This window comes from Streptomyces sp. NPDC006365 (assembly GCF_042870755.1).
Taxonomy (GTDB): domain Bacteria; phylum Actinomycetota; class Actinomycetes; order Streptomycetales; family Streptomycetaceae; genus Streptomyces; species Streptomyces xiangluensis.
The window spans coordinates 143,008-157,791 of sequence record NZ_JBIAHS010000019.1; the positions used below are offsets into that span (position 1 = coordinate 143,008).

The 14,784-nt window shown below is 70.3% G+C and carries 10 protein-coding genes and 2 pseudogenes; 4 read left to right on the plus strand and 8 right to left on the minus strand.

Going from position 1 to position 14,784, the window contains the following annotated elements; all coding sequences use genetic code 11:
* Positions 1-41 precede the first annotated feature (41 nt).
* The gene (locus tag ACFYO0_RS37005) at positions 42-1,199 is read left to right on the plus strand and encodes an Mrp/NBP35 family ATP-binding protein (protein WP_388685143.1); all 1,158 of its coding nucleotides are present in this window, start codon (positions 42-44) and stop codon (positions 1,197-1,199) included.
* 361 nt (positions 1,200-1,560) lie between these two features.
* Here the strand turns inward: ACFYO0_RS37005 and ACFYO0_RS37010 are convergent, their stop codons facing one another.
* From ACFYO0_RS37010 to ACFYO0_RS37020, 3 genes and pseudogenes are all read right to left on the minus strand, one after another.
* On the minus strand, positions 1,561-1,869 hold the full coding sequence (locus ACFYO0_RS37010; protein ID WP_388685146.1) for a hypothetical protein: 309 nt from the start codon (positions 1,867-1,869) through the stop codon (positions 1,561-1,563).
* A pseudogene (locus ACFYO0_RS37015) lies at positions 1,866-2,066 on the minus strand (helix-turn-helix domain-containing protein); the annotation flags it as partial. The gene ACFYO0_RS37010 and the pseudogene ACFYO0_RS37015, both read right to left, overlap by 4 nt.
* 222 nt (positions 2,067-2,288) lie before the next feature.
* A pseudogene (locus ACFYO0_RS37020) lies at positions 2,289-2,568 on the minus strand (diadenosine tetraphosphate hydrolase); the annotation flags it as partial.
* Between the two features lie 122 nt (positions 2,569-2,690).
* Here ACFYO0_RS37020 and ACFYO0_RS37025 point away from each other — a divergent pair.
* On the plus strand, positions 2,691-3,755 hold the full coding sequence (locus ACFYO0_RS37025; RefSeq protein ID WP_388685149.1) for a LacI family DNA-binding transcriptional regulator: 1,065 nt from the start codon (positions 2,691-2,693) through the stop codon (positions 3,753-3,755).
* 141 nt (positions 3,756-3,896) lie between these two features.
* Here ACFYO0_RS37025 and ACFYO0_RS37030 read toward each other — a convergent pair whose 3' ends face one another.
* Both ACFYO0_RS37030 and ACFYO0_RS37035 read right to left on the minus strand, forming a co-directional pair.
* Complete coding sequence (locus ACFYO0_RS37030; protein ID WP_388685152.1) at positions 3,897-5,123, minus strand: glycoside hydrolase family 64 protein; 1,227 nt, start codon at positions 5,121-5,123, stop codon at positions 3,897-3,899.
* Between the two features lie 447 nt (positions 5,124-5,570).
* Positions 5,571-6,356, minus strand: coding sequence for a VOC family protein (locus ACFYO0_RS37035; protein ID WP_388685154.1), 786 nt, complete (start codon positions 6,354-6,356; stop codon positions 5,571-5,573).
* 190 nt (positions 6,357-6,546) lie between these two features.
* On the opposite strand from ACFYO0_RS37035, the gene ACFYO0_RS37040 reads away from it, so the two are divergent.
* Complete coding sequence (locus ACFYO0_RS37040) at positions 6,547-6,795, plus strand: WhiB family transcriptional regulator (protein WP_388685157.1); 249 nt, start codon at positions 6,547-6,549, stop codon at positions 6,793-6,795.
* 62 nt (positions 6,796-6,857) lie between these two features.
* On the plus strand, positions 6,858-10,310 hold the full coding sequence (locus tag ACFYO0_RS37045) for a hypothetical protein (RefSeq protein WP_388685159.1): 3,453 nt from the start codon (positions 6,858-6,860) through the stop codon (positions 10,308-10,310).
* Positions 10,311-10,359: 49 nt separating this feature from the next.
* Here ACFYO0_RS37045 and ACFYO0_RS37050 read toward each other — a convergent pair whose 3' ends face one another.
* The 3 genes from ACFYO0_RS37050 to ACFYO0_RS37060 form a co-directional block, all read right to left on the minus strand.
* Positions 10,360-11,337, minus strand: coding sequence for an acyl-ACP desaturase (locus ACFYO0_RS37050; protein ID WP_388685162.1), 978 nt, complete (start codon positions 11,335-11,337; stop codon positions 10,360-10,362).
* Between the two features lie 207 nt (positions 11,338-11,544).
* Positions 11,545-12,321 (minus strand): dimethylargininase, encoded by a 777-nt coding sequence (ddaH, locus tag ACFYO0_RS37055; protein WP_388685165.1) that lies wholly within the window; start codon positions 12,319-12,321, stop codon positions 11,545-11,547.
* Positions 12,322-12,445: 124 nt separating this feature from the next.
* Positions 12,446-14,776 carry an ATP-binding cassette domain-containing protein gene (locus ACFYO0_RS37060; RefSeq protein WP_388685168.1) on the minus strand — a complete coding sequence of 777 codons (2,331 nt, stop codon included), beginning with the start codon at positions 14,774-14,776 and terminating at the stop codon, positions 12,446-12,448.
* Positions 14,777-14,784 lie beyond the last annotated feature (8 nt).

The following is a 14,784-nucleotide window of genomic DNA, read 5'->3' on the forward strand; positions in this document are numbered from 1 at the left end:
CGCCATCACCGCCACGCCCCGCCACCGGATTGCGAGCCTCCATGACAACGACCACCCCGTCCCGGGCACTCCCGCCTGCCGTCGCCGACATCCACCAGGCCCTGTCCGCAGTCCTCGACCCGGAGATCCAACGGCCGATCACCGACCTCGGGATGGTCAAGGACGTCACGGTCGCCCCCGACGGCACGGTCACGGTCGGTATCTGGCTGACGGTCTCCGGCTGCCCGCTCAGGGACCGGATCACCGCGGACACCACTGCCGCCGTGTCCGCGCTGGCCGGTGTGCGCACGGTGCGCGTCGAACTGGACGTCATGAGCGACGAGCAGCGCACCGAACTCCGCCGAAGCCTGCGGGGCGACGCGACGGAACCGGCCATCCCGTTCGCCGCACCCGGCTCACTGACCAGGGTGTACTGCGTCGCCTCCGGCAAGGGCGGGGTCGGCAAGTCCAGCGTCACGGTGAACCTGGCCGCGGCCATGGCCGACCGCGGGCTCTCGGTGGGCGTGCTGGACGCCGACATCCACGGTCATTCGGTCCCGCGGATGCTGGGAGCCGTGACCGGTCCCACCCAGGTCGAAAAGATGATCATGCCGCCACGGGCCAACGGTGTGAAGGTGATCTCCATCGGCATGTTCACCCCGGGCAACGCCCCCGTGGTCTGGCGCGGCCCGATGCTGCACCGCGCGCTGCGGCAGTTCCTCGCCGACGTCTACTGGGGCGACCTGGACGTCCTCCTCCTCGACCTGCCGCCGGGCACCGGCGACATCGCGATCTCGGTCGCCCAACTGCTTCCCGATGCGGAGCTTTTGGTGGTGACCACCCCGCAGTCCGCCGCCGCCGAGGTGGCCGAGCGGGCCGGCGCCGTCGCCCTGCAGACGGGCCAGCGAGTGGCCGGCGTGGTGGAGAACATGTCCTGGCTCCTGATGCCGGACGGGTCACGGACCGAACTCTTCGGCTCCGGCGGGGGCCGGACGGTCGCCGATTCGCTCTCCCGCAAGGTCGGCACCGAAGTGCCCCTCCTCGGTCAGGTACCTCTCGACCCCCGCCTGCGCGAAGCGGGCGACGCCGGCACCCCGCTGGTACTGAAGACCCCGCAGGCTCCGGCGGCGATGACCCTGCGCGCCATCGCCGACAGCCTCGCCGTACGTCCACGCAGCCTGGCTGGTCGCCTGCTCACGGTCAGCCCGTCCCGGAGCTGAGGAACCGCCGCATCGGCTTGCGACCTGCTGGCGCCAATGCGGTAAGGAGGCGTCACTGGGCGATGGCGCGGGCCGCGTTCCGCGAACCCGGCGCAGGGGCGGCACAAGGCGACCCTGGCCCCGTCCCTGAGCCGCATCCGGTAGGTGCCGAGGCGTCCGCAGTCGGCGCAGGGCCCGGTGAACCGGTGGCGGCTCTCGCAGCAGGAGCGGTAGACCGCTCCTTCCTCCTCTGTCCGGGTGACGATGTGACCGTCCTGCCCGCAGCACGAGCACGGGCGCAGTTCGGTCCGGGAGACGCACCAGTCGCATGCGCGGCCTTGCGGAGTGACACGGGAAACCTTGCGACCGGCGCGGCCACAGATCACGCAGGCGAGCTGGTGACGGCACCGTCGTGCCCGGCCGCCTCCAGGACCTGCAGCAACCGGGGCAAGGACGACGGGCAGTGCGGGGACGGGTCAGTCAACGCGTCCGGGAACTGGGCCATGTGGGCGTGAAGTTCGCGCGCCATCGGCGGGCTCCACGCCTTCGCCCGCTCAAGGAGCTCCTGGCCCTGCTCCGCCGTCAGCGCAGGGCCGACCGTGTCCTGCAGGAGACCGACGAGCCGGGCCCGGATCTCGGCGAGCTCACTCCGGGCATCCTCCAGGGGAAGCCTGGCCCGTCGACGTCTCACGACTGGCCGGGACGGCGAATGACGGTCCGCCGCGGAGCACTCGGAGCCGGCCCCGCCTCACCGCCAGCCGTCTTGCGGACCTGGACGTTGACGACCTCGGGCTTGATCAGGTCGTTCGGGGTGCACTGCAGGATGTCGCAGAGCGCCACGAGGGTGTCCATGCTCATCCGCTGCGGTGCCTGCGTCACCAGTCGGTATGGTCGACCTTTGACGACTCCGTCCGGCGGGCGCCGTAGGCGTAGATGGTCTTGAGCACGGCCGCGTCACGCAGAGCCGCCAAGGCCCCTTTCCGGCCCTGGCCGCGTATTCGGCCCTGGCCGCGCGTCGGCGGCATCGAACAGAGCCTGTACCTCGTCGTAGGTCAGCGGGCGACGGCGCGGGTCGGCCTCGTACTCGACGCTGTGCAGCACCGAGTTGCTCTCCAGGTTGACGCGGCGAAAGGCCGGGTCCAGCCGCTTGCAGACGCGTTCGACGGCCTCACCCAGCCTGTCCATGTCGGACAGGAACGCCAGCCGCTTGCTCCGGGGCAGCTCCGAGAGGCGCTGCACCGCAGAATCGTCCACGAGAAACACCGAGTAACCCGGGAGGAACTGAACATCCCCGATCACCGCGAACCCGGCTTCCAGCCTCCGGAGCACCGTGGGATTCCCGCCCCCGAAGCGCGCTGCCGATCCGATCGCTCCGCCAGTCGTCAGTCATGATCGGACCCTGCCCCCGACAGGCCCACTCGATGTGGATCCGGCAGGATCAGGGAGCGCTCTCAGCAGCGCGGCGACCAGGAGTTATCCTGGCCCCGAACCGCTGCCCTGAGGAGTTCCGAGGTGTCCGAGTCGTCGACAGCGTCGCGCCCCACGTTGGAGGCGGTGGCGGCACGGGCGGGGGTATCCCGGGCCACCGTGTCGCGGGTCGTCAACGGTGGTGACGGGGTCCGGGAGGCCCTCGTCGAGCGGGTCAGGCGGGCCGTCGAAGAACTCGGTTACGTCCCCAACCAGGCCGCGCGCAGTCTTGTGACCCGTCGGCACGACGCGGTGGCCGTGGTGATCGCCGAACCCGAGACCAGGGTGTTCGCCGACCCCTTCTTCGCGCTCCAGCTCCGGGGCATCAGCAAGGAGTTGACCGCGCACGACTCCCAGCTCGTACTGCTGCTCACCGAGGGCCGTGACGACCATGCGCGCGTGGGCCGCTACCTGGCCGGCGGCCACGTCGACGGGGCCCTCGTCTTCTCCCTGCACCTCGACGACCCGCTGCCCGAGCTGATCCACGGCGCCGGGGTGCCGACCGTGTTCGGCGGGCGGCCCGGCTGGGGCGACGGGACGCGCAGCGCCGCGTCTCCGGTGTATGTCGACAGCGACAACCGGGGTGGCGCCCGCGAGGCCGTGCGCCATCTCGTCGCGCTCGGCCGTACGCGCATCGTCCACATCACCGGCGCCCTCGACCAGACCTCGGCGGTCGACCGGCTCGACGGGTTCCGGGACGTCATGGTGGACGCCGACCCCCGGCTGATCGCGGAGGGCGACTTCACACCGGCCGGCGGTGAGCGTGCGATGCGTCAACTTCTGGACGGCTGTCCGGACTTGGACGGCGTGTTCGCCGCGAATGACTTGATGGCTTCGGGGGCTCTGCGGGTTTTGCGGGAGCGGGGGCTCCGGGTGCCCGAGGATGTCGCGCTGATCGGGTTCGATGACATGTTGCCGGTTGCGGAGCAGACCGACCCACTTCTTACGACGGTTCGTCAGGACATCGAGGAAATGGGTCGGTTGATGGCTCGGTTGTTGTTGCGAGGGCTGGCCGCCGGTACCGCCGGCTCGGGCTCGCAGGGGGGCTTGGTGGGGGCGCCCTCCAGCGTTGTCCTGCCGACGACGTTGGTGCGGCGGGCCTCCGCGTAGGGTTTCGCGACCGCGTATGCCCCGCAGGGAAGACAGGGCGGCTGCGGGCCCGTTGTGGCTGGTCGCGCCCACGCGGCGGAGCCGCGGATTGTACGGCCCCGCGCCCCTGAAGGGGCGCCCACTGACCGCTGCCTACCAGGGCTAAGAACCCACCGTCACCGTGAACCTCCGCGGGTTGCCGTCATGCGCGGCCCCCGATACATCGGGCTCGCCGTCCGGACGGACGTCGTCGTACGGAAAGGCGTAACCGATGGGCGAGTTGGCGTGCACCACACGCGACCAGTGGTTCGTGACCTCGCCCTTGTAGTAGTCGGCCGCCGTCGCACCGTTCGGCTGGGAGGCGTGCGTGAGCATGATGGAGCGGTTGAAGCCGGCGGCGAGGCGGGCGAGGAGGCCTTTCTTCTCGTCCGGGTCGTTCGGGTTGTTGGTGAACGGGCCGTGATTGCAGGTGAAGATGTCCTTCGACGTGGGCTTGGCGAAGGTGTGGCCGCCGTCGAAGGTGAGGGTGTCGCCGCTGACCCGTCCGGCGAACACACCCCGGCCGCCCTGGAGATCGATCTTGAGGTCGGTCGTACGGTACTTCTCCCAGACCTGGTCGATATAGCTGTTCCAGACGTCGCGGAACGGCATTTCGGCTGGGCGGTCGAAGTAGGGCGCCATCAGGTTCTGCGGGGAGATCACCCGGAGTACGGCACCACCGTCGCCCCGGATGACGAGCTTGTCCCAGGGCTGTCCGTCCTTCGTCGCCTGCGCCGCGAGGTCCGAAGCGATCTTGTCGACGGCGCCGTCGGGCAGCGGCGCGACGGTGTGCGTGGCGTCGCCCTCCAGGGTCAGACCGATCGGCAGGGCGGTCACCAGGTCGACGTAACTGATGTTGGCGTACAACTGCTGGGTGTTGAACGTGAACTCGCAGAACGACCAGGTCTTGCCGTAGTTCGCGTCGGTGGGCGTGGCGAAGGCGGGTTCGACCAGGGCGGGGCCAGGGTTGAGGAAGAAGTCGAGCGTGTCGTCGCGTACGAAGTAGACGCGGGCGCCGTACATCTGAGGAAGCGTCAACACTTTCGGCGCGGAACCGGCGGCACCGAGCGGAATGGCACAGTCGACGGGCAGCGGGGTCTGGGGCGCCGAAGGCGACTCCGGCCGGTAGACACCGCCGTCGGCCCGCAACAGCACCCAGTTGCCGGTGGACTGCTCGTGCCCAGTGACGTACGCGCGCACCGTGCCCGGCAACGAGGCGTTCCGCAGGGCAAGTTCGCAGGTGGCGGGCGCGGCCAGGGCGCCGGGACTGAGAGCGCTTCCCCAGATGGGGTAGCTTGCGGCGGTTCCTATGGCGGCAGCTGAGGTCAGGAACGATCTGCGTGAGATCACGGAAGGTCTCCTGGGGTGTGGGGGGTTGCCGGGAGGCCGATGCGCGTGGGGCTCGGCTTCTGCGGTCTGCACCAATGTCCCCAGGGGGAGTTGAGGCGTCAAGGGTTATGACTGAGAGCGCTCTCGAAATCTTCGTCCGTTCATAAGTTGACCGTGCGCCGAAATGCCCGCACCCCATCGCTCCCGCAGCTTCCCACCGGCGGGAGGGGACGTGGGCCGGTGCGTCGTATGCCCGTCGCTTGGGTTCTGTCTCAGGTCACCCGCAGTGTGTACCGACACCGGGTCGTACGCCCCGCCTGCGACGGGCTGACGCACCGGCCCACGGCCCCGACCCACGCACGGACCTCAGGGGCGCGGGGAACTGCGCGAGCGACCACAGAACACCCGCACCCGGCAGCGAGCCCTGAACCACCCCGAACCCTCCCGCACAACCAGCGGAGGGCTCCGTCAACCCTGTTGCGCCTCGCTCTTGATCACCGCGAACCGCGCCCCGTACGGATCGGCCAGCTTGGCCATACGGCCGACGCCCTCCACGCTCGTGGCAGCCATACGCACCGTGCCGCCCAACTCCTCGGCCTTGGCGACGACGGAATCCGTGTCCGTGACCTCGAAGTACGGCAGCCAGTACGCACTCTGCTCAGCCGGAACGTCGGCCAGCGCCACGAGACCGCCGAACATGTCGTCCTCCGTGGAGCCCGCGGGATTGACGCAGGTGTACGTGCCGCCGGGGAACGGCACCGCCGAGGTCTCCAGGCCGAGCACCGAGTGGTAGAATCCGGCAGCCGCGGGGACATCCGGGGTGTAAAGCTCGACCCAGCACAGGGACCCCGGGTCGCCCGCCACGTCGACCCCCTTGCGTTTGCCCGGCTGCCAGATGCCGAAGGCAACGCCCGCGTTGTCGCTGAGGATGGCCATCCGGCCCTGGTCCATGACGTCCATGGGCATCATCGGCACGCTGCCGCCGGCCGTCTCCGCTGCCTTGGCCGTGGCTTCCGCCTCCGCGCACTGGAAGTAGACGGTCCAGGACGGCGGGCCCTGCTCCTCGGTGGTCTGCATGCCGCCCGCGGTGATCCGCCCGCCGAGCTGGAAGAAACCGTAACCGCCGACCTCAGGTCCTCCCGCCTGGAAGTCCCAGCCGAAGAGGGCACGGTAGAACGAGCCGGCGCCTTCGATGTCGGGTGTGCCGAGGTCGACCCAGTTCGGGGCGCCGTTGACAAAACGGGTGGTGAGCATGATGCCCTCCTCCTTGAGGGGTCCCGTTGCCTGCTCTGGTGAGTCTTGCACCGGCCACTGACAATCGCTCCTGGACGCGGGCGCCGGGCTGACGGCGCAAGTGGTCACGCTGTGTAGCGGGAAACAACCGCTCGCGCTCGTTGATCCCGCGTTGAGCGAACGTTTTTCGGTGCTCGGCACCATCTGCGGCATGCACATCGAAAGCATTGCCGCACCCGACCTCTCCTGGCAGGAGCAGGCGTTGTGCGCGCAGACCGGGGCCGACTTCTTCTTTCCCGAACCGGGCAGTTCCGTGCGTGAGGCGAAGCGCATCTGCGGGCTGTGCGAGATGCGGTCCGCCTGCCTTCAGTACGCGATCGCCAACGACGAACGGTTCGGCGTCTGGGGCGGCCTGTCCGAGAAGGAACGGCTCAGCCTCCGACGGACGCACCAGCAGTAGGCGGAGCTTCGTTTCTCGAAATTCAGTCCTCGTGGCGGCCATGAGCATGCAGAATCCAGCGCATGCCCAGCACCCCGCAATACGAGGCCGAGTACGAGGCCGACAGCTTGCTGAACGTTCTCGATCCGCTTTCGTACTCGGAGCGTATGCGCGAACTCGCCGCGCGCGTACGGGACATGCGCCACCCGCTGCGGCCCGTGCTGGAGGCACTTGAAGCCCGTGGCCCCTACGAGCGCGGGATCGCCGTCGTCGCGGCGTCCGTCGCCCGTGACGCCGAGTGGATCGCCGCACGCGTCGCCGACCCCGATCCGTACATCCGGGGACACGCGCTGCGCGTGGCCGACAGCCTTCAAGTCTCCGACTCCGTCTACGAGTCGGCGCTCGCGGACGCGCCTGAGGCCATCCGCCGCGGACTGCTGCGGGCGATCGTGACCGGGCGGCGCACCGCGCTCTCCGACCGGCTGATCGACGGGCTGCGACGTGACTGGGGCGATGCCGAGGCGGCCCGGCTGCTGCCCGGCTGTTCGGCGGACAGGGTCGCCCGGCTGCTGCCCGAGCTGTTCCATGCGGTCACCGGATGGCGGCAGCTCGCCAAGCGGCATCCCGACGCTCTCCTCGACGTGGTGGAACGGGAGTTGGCCGGCCTGCCCGAGGCGATGCGCGGCGCCTGGTGGGATCGTTACACGGACGCCGTGGCCGCCGTAACGCCCGCCGAGCCCCTGCGCGTGCTCGAACTCCTCGAACGTCTGGGCCCCGCGACCCTGCCGCACCGACTCCGCACCCATGTGGCCGCGTTCACCACCGCCGACGCGCGACGCGTGGTGCGGCTGCTTCTCACGCCCGCCTGGTCCGGCGTCGTCGGCGTTCACTCGATGAGCGCGACCGTGCGGCGCAGGCTGGCCCGCTCCGGGGCGCCCGAACTCGTCGTTTACGGCAGGACGTTGCTGCCGTACGGCAGCCTTCCCCCGCTCCTGAAGGCGCTGCCGCCCGCTCAGCGGTACGCCTTCTACACGGAGGTACACGAGGGCCGGGGCGTCGGGCCCCTCGACGAGGGCCTTCTCGAAGCGCTGCCCCGCAGCCGTGTCGCCGACGAGGCCCGTCGGATGGCCGCGACGCTGCGCGAGGGCGGCGGCCGCGAGATCCAGGTGATGCGCTTCGAGTCCTTTCTGCCCGTCGCCGAGGTCCGCGAACGGCTCGTCGAGGCCACCCGGCGTCCGGCCGCCGAGGACCGCGTCGAGGCCTGGCCGTTCCTGATCCGCAACGCGGGCCGTTCCGGCGGCCCCGAAGCCGTCATCGCCGTACTGGAGGAGATGGGGCGGCTGCGAAACGAGCAGGACCCGGTGCGCGAGGCGGCACTCGGAGCGCTCGCCCGAGTCAGGCCCGCCCTCTTGACCGAGGACGCGGAACCGCTCCTCGACCGCATCGCAGTCGACGCCGTTCAGGCCCCCGATTCCTCGTCCGACACCCGCTACCACCTGAGCCGGCTCGCCGTCGGTGTGCTCCGCGAGCACGCGGCAAACGGGCGACGGGAGTTGGTGAACTGGGCACTGCGCACGCTGGTGCGGATCTCCGGCAACACCGGCGGCGCCGATCTCGGCCGCCTCGACCACACACTGCGGCGCGGCCAGGAACACCAGGTGTACGAGGCGCTGCGTCCCTGGATCGAAGCGGGTGCCGAGAAGTCCGACTACAGCCTCGCCTTCGCGCTCACCCGAGCCGTGGGCCGGCGCGCCGCCGGCATGCCAGAACTGCAGGAACTCCTGTGGCAGGCGATCCGTTACGGCAGTGACACGACCGCGCGCGAGGCGGTCGATCTGTGGCTGGAGCCGCCCGCGACCCGGGGCGGGGGAAGCGAGATGGGGGTCCCTCCGGACGGAGTCTGGGGGAGGGCGGCCCGGATCCTCGCCCTTGAGCCGTCCGCCGGTGCGCTGCCGTCGGTGCAGGCCATCGTCACGCGATGTCGTACGGACCTGCTCGACCCGTTGCTCGCCGACACCCCGCCGTACGGCCGGTTCCTGACCAAGGGCAGCCCCTGGTCCGTATGGGTGGACCGCGACATCCGACGCTGGGTGCCACGCCAACAGCAGGCGGTGGCCCGGCAGTTGGCGGCCCTCGCCGAGGACGACGGGCTTCCGCTGTGGGAGCGGGCCGAAGCGGTCGAGCAGTGTGCGCTCGTGCCGGGCATCGGCGCCGATCTCGTACGTCGCTGGACCGGCTCCGAGGACGTCGTCCTCGCCGAGGCGGCCCTGGCCGCCCTCGCCCGCACCGACCGGCCCGCCGAGGCGCTGCCCGAACTGCTCGCGCACGCCGGCGGCGAGCACGCACGAGTGGCGGTGTACGCGGCCACGCAGGCGTCCCGGTATGCGGCGCCGTCCCTCCTCGCCGAGCAGCTCCGCGCCATCCTGCTCGGGCCGGACGTGAAGGTGACCAGCCGCAAGGAGGCCGCACGCCTGGCCGCCGTACGCCTCCCGGTGCCGAGGGCGGCGGAGCTGCTCACGGAGGCGTACGCGCGACCGGGCACCCATCGCGACGTACGAGCCGCCTGCGTCGCCTTCGCGGGCCCGCTGCTCGCCGAGGAGGCGATGTGGGGGCTGCTGGGCGATGCCGCGGGCGCGGAACCCGTCCTGCGCACGGCTGTTCTGCGCGTCTCGCCATTGGACCTCTCCGAGCCCCACCGCGAGCGGTACGCCCGCCTGGTGCGCGACGTCTGCGACACAGACGACCCGGAGACGGCGACCGTGGCCTTCGACGCGCTGGCCCGCTGGGCGCCGTGGTCGCCGGACGCGCCGACGGTGTTGGCCGACGCCGCCGCGAACCTGGCGGAGCGAGTTTCCTGGCACGCCGCCGCGAACGGCCTCGTGACGGCCGCCGCGGGATCGGAACGGGGCGGCGAGGGCCTGCTACGGGCGTTGCGGGCGCTGGCGGAGGCGGAGGGCGCGCCCCCGGCGGTGGAGGACCCGCGTGACGCCGAGGATGCGGCCCCGGCCGTGGAGCCCCTGCACGACGCCGAGGAACATCGCGACCGCCCCGCGCGCCGCCGTATCGAGAACCTCGTCCTGCGCCTCAGCTTTCAGGGCAGAACCGCCCCTCGGTCCATTCGCCCCGCCGCTCTCGCCGCGAGCGGACTCCTCGCGGGATACGACGGCTTCGTTCCGCAGGCCGCCGAAATCGCCGCGTTCCACCTGGACCTGGACGCGGACCCGGCCCGGCTCGAGGGCCTCGCCGCCCTCACCAAGGGCCGCCCTGCGCTCGCGGCTCGCATGGCACAGGACGTCGGCGAGCGGCTGAGCCGCCAGGTGCACGAGGGCGACCCCGAGGTGCTGCTGCACGTGACCCGCCGCCTGACCGCCCATGGCGGCCACGCCCAGGGACTGCTCGCCGTAGCCCTCACCGGCGCCCTCGGCAGCCGTACGGCCTGGTCGGCACCCTGGCGAGAGAACCTCAGGCTGCTACGCCGCCACGCACTGCCCGACGTCCGCGACGCGGCACTGGCGGTGGTCACGGCGCACGAATAGACGCCCGGCGGATGGGCCGGGCGCCTGCGGGGCTCGTACGGAGGGGCGCTTACGCCTTGGCGCGCGCCTCCATCCTCGCCTTACGCGCTGCCAGCTTCTCGTCGAACTTCAGGGCCTCCGCGTCCAGACCGCCCATGAACATGCCGAGTTCCTCCTGGGCCTTGAGACCCTCCGGGCCGAGGCCGTCGATCTCCATGACCTTGAGGTGGCGCAGCACCGGCTGCAGCACGTCGTCGTGGTGGATGCGCATGTTGTAGACCTCGCCGATCGCCATCTGGGCGGCGGCTCGCTCGAAGCCGGGCATGCCGTGGCCGGGCATCCGGAAGTTGATGATGACGTCGCGGACGGCCTGCATGGTCAGGTCGGGGGCGAGCTCGAAGGCGGCCTTCAGAAGGTTCCGGTAGAAGACCATGTGCAGGTTCTCGTCGGTCGCGATGCGCGCCAGCATGCGGTCGCAGACCGGGTCGCCGGACTGGTGACCGGTGTTTCGGTGCGAGACGCGGGTGGCGAGCTCCTGGAAGGCGACGTACGCGACGGAGTGCAGCATCGAGTGGCGGTTGTCCGACTCGAAACCCTCACTCATGTGCGCCATGCGGAACGCCTCGAGCTTGTCGGGGTCGACCGCGCGCGACGCGAGCAGGTAGTCGCGCATCACGATGCCGTGTCGGCCCTCCTCGGCGGTCCAGCGGTGCACCCAGGTGCCCCAGGCGCCGTCACGGCCGAAGAGGGATGCGATCTCGTGGTGGTAGCTGGGGAGGTTGTCCTCGGTGAGAAGATTGACGACCAGCGCGATCCGTCCGATCTCGGTGACCTTGGACTGCTCCTTGCCCCAGGCCTCGCCGTCCTCGAAGAAACCGGGGAAGTTACGGGCGTCGCTCCACGGCACGTATTCGTGCGGCATCCAGTCCTTGGCCACCTTGAGGTGGCGGTTGAGCTCCGTCTCGACAACTTCCTCCAGCGCGTACAGCAGACGTGCGTCTGTCCAGGTGGAGGACGGGCTGCCGAGGTGAGGGGAAGTGATCGTCATGGGTGCTCCAGGGGACGTACGAGCAGAGGTTGGCGAACCTACGGCATCGTAGGCTACGAGACCGTAGGTTACGACACCGTAGGTTAAGTGCGCTATAAGGGCCCCTCACATCGGTGAACAGCCCCTGAACAGCGGGATCTTCCAGCTCGGCCCGTGTCGCACACGGACCCGCAGGTCCCCGGCGGGGCGGGTGTCCCGGCCCGCCGGTCAGGCGTAGAGCTCCCGCAGCCGGACCGAGAGGCATGTCACACAGCCCTCGAGCTTCTCGAACTCGCTGATGTCCACGAGGACCGGTTCGTGACCGAGATCGGCGAACAGTTCGGCGGTCTTGGGTGCGCTCGCCGCCATCAGCAGCTTTCCGCCGCCCAGGAGAACGACATGGGCGCCGGACTCCTCCGGCACCGACAGGAACCGCGGGAACAGCGAAGGTGTGTCCACCAGTGGCTCGTGTCCGATGACCGTGCCGTCGGGCAGCGCGGTGACCGCCGACTTCAGATGCAGCACCTTGCTCACCGGTACGGCGACGACACGGGCGCCGAGCGGTTCGAAGGCGGCCCGCAGCTGCTGGATGCCCGCCGCGTTGGTGCGCCCGCCGCGCCCCACGTACACGGTGTCGCCGATCTTCAGGACGTCGCCGCCCTCGAGTGTGCCCGGTTCCCACACCCAGTTCACCGAGCAGCCGAGCCGGGCCACGGCCTCCTCGACCCCGGCGGTCTCCTCACGCCGCGACTCGGCGCCCGGGCGGCCGATGAGCGCCACGTTACGGAAGACGACCACCGTGTCCTCCACGAACACCGAGTCGGGGCAGTCGTCCTCGGGCTCCACCTCGATGGTCTCCCAGCCGTGCGCGCCGAGCACTCCGACGTACGCCTCCCATTGCTGCATCGCGAGCTCGGCGTCGACCGGTTCCCGCTCGATGTGCGTAACCAGTCCTTCGGCCAGACGGGGGCTGGGTCGGCGGATGAGGGCCTTCTGGCTGGGCACGCGCGGGTCTCCGAATCGAAGGGGTCCGTAGGGGATCTATTCGCACATCATGCAGCCCGCGCCCCGTCCGGCAACAGCCCCCTCGGTCGGCGCTTCGGCGCCCGGCCCCGCGTACCCCTGCGACTCAGCCCATGCCGACCGCCCGCCGCAGGTGCTCGGCCGTGAACGATTCCTCCGCGCCGAGCAGCCCGCGCGGCGGCCCTTCGAAGATCACCCGTCCGCCGTCCTTGCCGCCGTCGGGCCCGAGGTCGACGACCCAGTCGGCGTGCGCCACGACATCCAGGTTGTGCTCGACCACCAGGACGGTGTTGCCACTGTCGACCAGCCGGTCGAGGAGGGCGAGCAGTCCGTCGACGTCGGACATGTGCAGCCCGGTCGTCGGCTCGTCCAGGACGTACACCGCGCCCGTCCGGTGCAGCCGTGTCGCGAGTTTGATGCGTTGCCGCTCCCCTCCGGAGAGCGTCGACAGAGGCTGACCCAGGGTCAAATACGTGAGTCCCACGTCGCGCAGGGCGCGCAGACGGCGGCGTACGCCCGTGTCCGTGAAGAACTCCAGCGCCTGATCGGCCGTCATCTCCAGTACGTCGACGATGGAGTTGCCGCCCACGGTCAGCCGCAGTACCTCGTCCTTGAAACGCCGCCCTTCGCAGTCGGGGCAGGTGGTGGTCACCGGATCCATGAACGCGAGATCCGTGTAGCTGATTCCGCGCCCCTGACAAGTCCCGCACGCACCTTCGGAGTTGAAGCTGAACAACCCCGGCTCGGTACCCGTCTCCCGCGCGAAGATCTTCCGTACGGTGTCCATGACGCCGATGTACGTCGCCGGGGTGGACCGCGCCGAGATGCCGATGGACGACTGGTCGACGACGACCGCGTCCGGGTGGGCGGCTGTGAACGCCTGGGAGACGAGCGTGCTCTTGCCGGAGCCGGCGACACCGGTCACCACGGTCAGTACACCGGTGGGGAACTCCACCGTGACGTCCCGCAGGTTGTGCAGGTCCGCGCCCTTCACCCACAGCCCGCCGGTGGCCTGCCTGGTTCGCTCCTTGAGCTGGGTGCGGCGGCGCAGACAGCGGCCCGTGAGGGTGTCGGCCGCGGCCAGCGCGCGCGGCGTTCCCTCGAACACCACCCGCCCGCCCTCGGCCCCTGCCCCGGGCCCCAGGTCGACGACATGGTCGGCGAGGGCGATGACGTCCGGGTCGTGCTCGACGACGAGCACGGTGTTTCCCTTGTCGCGCAGCCGCAGCAGCAGATCGCCGAGGCGTCCCACGTCGCGCGGGTGCAGCCCGACGCTCGGTTCGTCGAAGATGTACGTCATCCCGGTCAGGCTCGAGCCGAGATGCCGCACCGTCTTCAGGCGCTGGCCCTCTCCGCCGGAGAGCGTGGCGGTCTCCCGGTCGAGGCTGAGGTAGCCGAGCCCGATCGCCTCGATCCGCTCCAGCGAGGCCACGGCCGCGCCCGCGATCGGCCCGGCGACGGGGTCGACGGATTCGTCGATGTTCTTCAGTACCGCGATCAGGTCGCTGATCTGCATCCGGGTGCAGTCGGCGATGGACAGTCCGCCGACGCGGGTGGCGAGCGCCGCCGCGTTCAGCCGTGCTCCGTGGCACACCGGGCAGGTGTCCTGCGTCAGGAAACGCTGCACCTGGTCGCGGGTCTTCTGGCTGAGCGCCGACAGGTCCCGCTTGAGGTACAGCCGCTCGAAACGGTCGGCGAGTCCTTCGTAGTCGGTGCTCCAGCTCCCGTCCGAGTTGTTGACGGTGACCTTGCTCCCGGAGCGCCCGCGCAGCAGGAACTCCCGCTCGGCGATTGTGAATCGGCGTACGGGCTTGTGCGGGTCCAGCTCGGTGGTGTTCGTGTACGCCTGCCCCTGCCAGGTCCCCACGGCGAACGGCGGGAAGCGGATCGCGCCGTCCGCGAGCGAGCGGTCCGGGTCCAGGATGCGGTCCCAGTCGGGCCGGACCGTGCGCCCGAGGCCGTCGCACTCGGGGCACATGCCCGACGGATCGTTGAACGAGTACGCGGTCGCCGGACCCGCGCTCGGTGTGCCGTACCGCGAGAACAGCACACGGATCACCGAGTACACGTCCGTCATCGTGCCCACGGTGGACCGGGAGTGACCGCCGACCGGCCGCTGGTCGACGACGATCGCCGGTGAGAGATCGTCGATGGCCTCCGCGTGCGGCCGCTCGTACTTCGGCAGCCGGTTGCGGATGAACCAGGTGAAGGTCTCGTTCAGCTGGCGCTGCGACTCGACCGCGATCGTGTCGAAGACGACGGACGACTTCCCCGACCCCGAAACGCCGGTGAAGACGGTCAGCCGGCCTTTCGGGATACGGAGATCGACATCGCGGAGGTTGTTCTCCCGGGCCCCTGTGACCTGGATGAACACGGGGCTTCGTCCGATCGAGCGAAGCTGGGAGTGGGGGAGAGTACCGGTGGTCAGTTGGCTCATATCGGCGA

Bases quoted from the DNA above. Each gene is read 5' to 3' on its own strand.
- ACFYO0_RS37035 (WP_388685154.1), bottom strand. From the start codon at position 6,356: ATGCTCACCACCCGTTTTGTCAACGGCGCCCCGAACTGGGTCGACCTC.
- ACFYO0_RS37040 (WP_388685157.1), top strand. From the start codon at position 6,547: ATGCACATCGAAAGCATTGCCGCACCCGACCTCTCCTGGCAGGAGCAG.
- ACFYO0_RS37060 (WP_388685168.1), bottom strand. From the start codon at position 14,776: ATGAGCCAACTGACCACCGGTACTCTCCCCCACTCCCAGCTTCGCTCG.
- ACFYO0_RS37005 (WP_388685143.1), top strand. From the start codon at position 42: ATGACAACGACCACCCCGTCCCGGGCACTCCCGCCTGCCGTCGCCGAC.
- ACFYO0_RS37045 (WP_388685159.1), top strand. From the start codon at position 6,858: ATGCCCAGCACCCCGCAATACGAGGCCGAGTACGAGGCCGACAGCTTG.
- ACFYO0_RS37050 (WP_388685162.1), bottom strand. From the start codon at position 11,337: ATGACGATCACTTCCCCTCACCTCGGCAGCCCGTCCTCCACCTGGACA.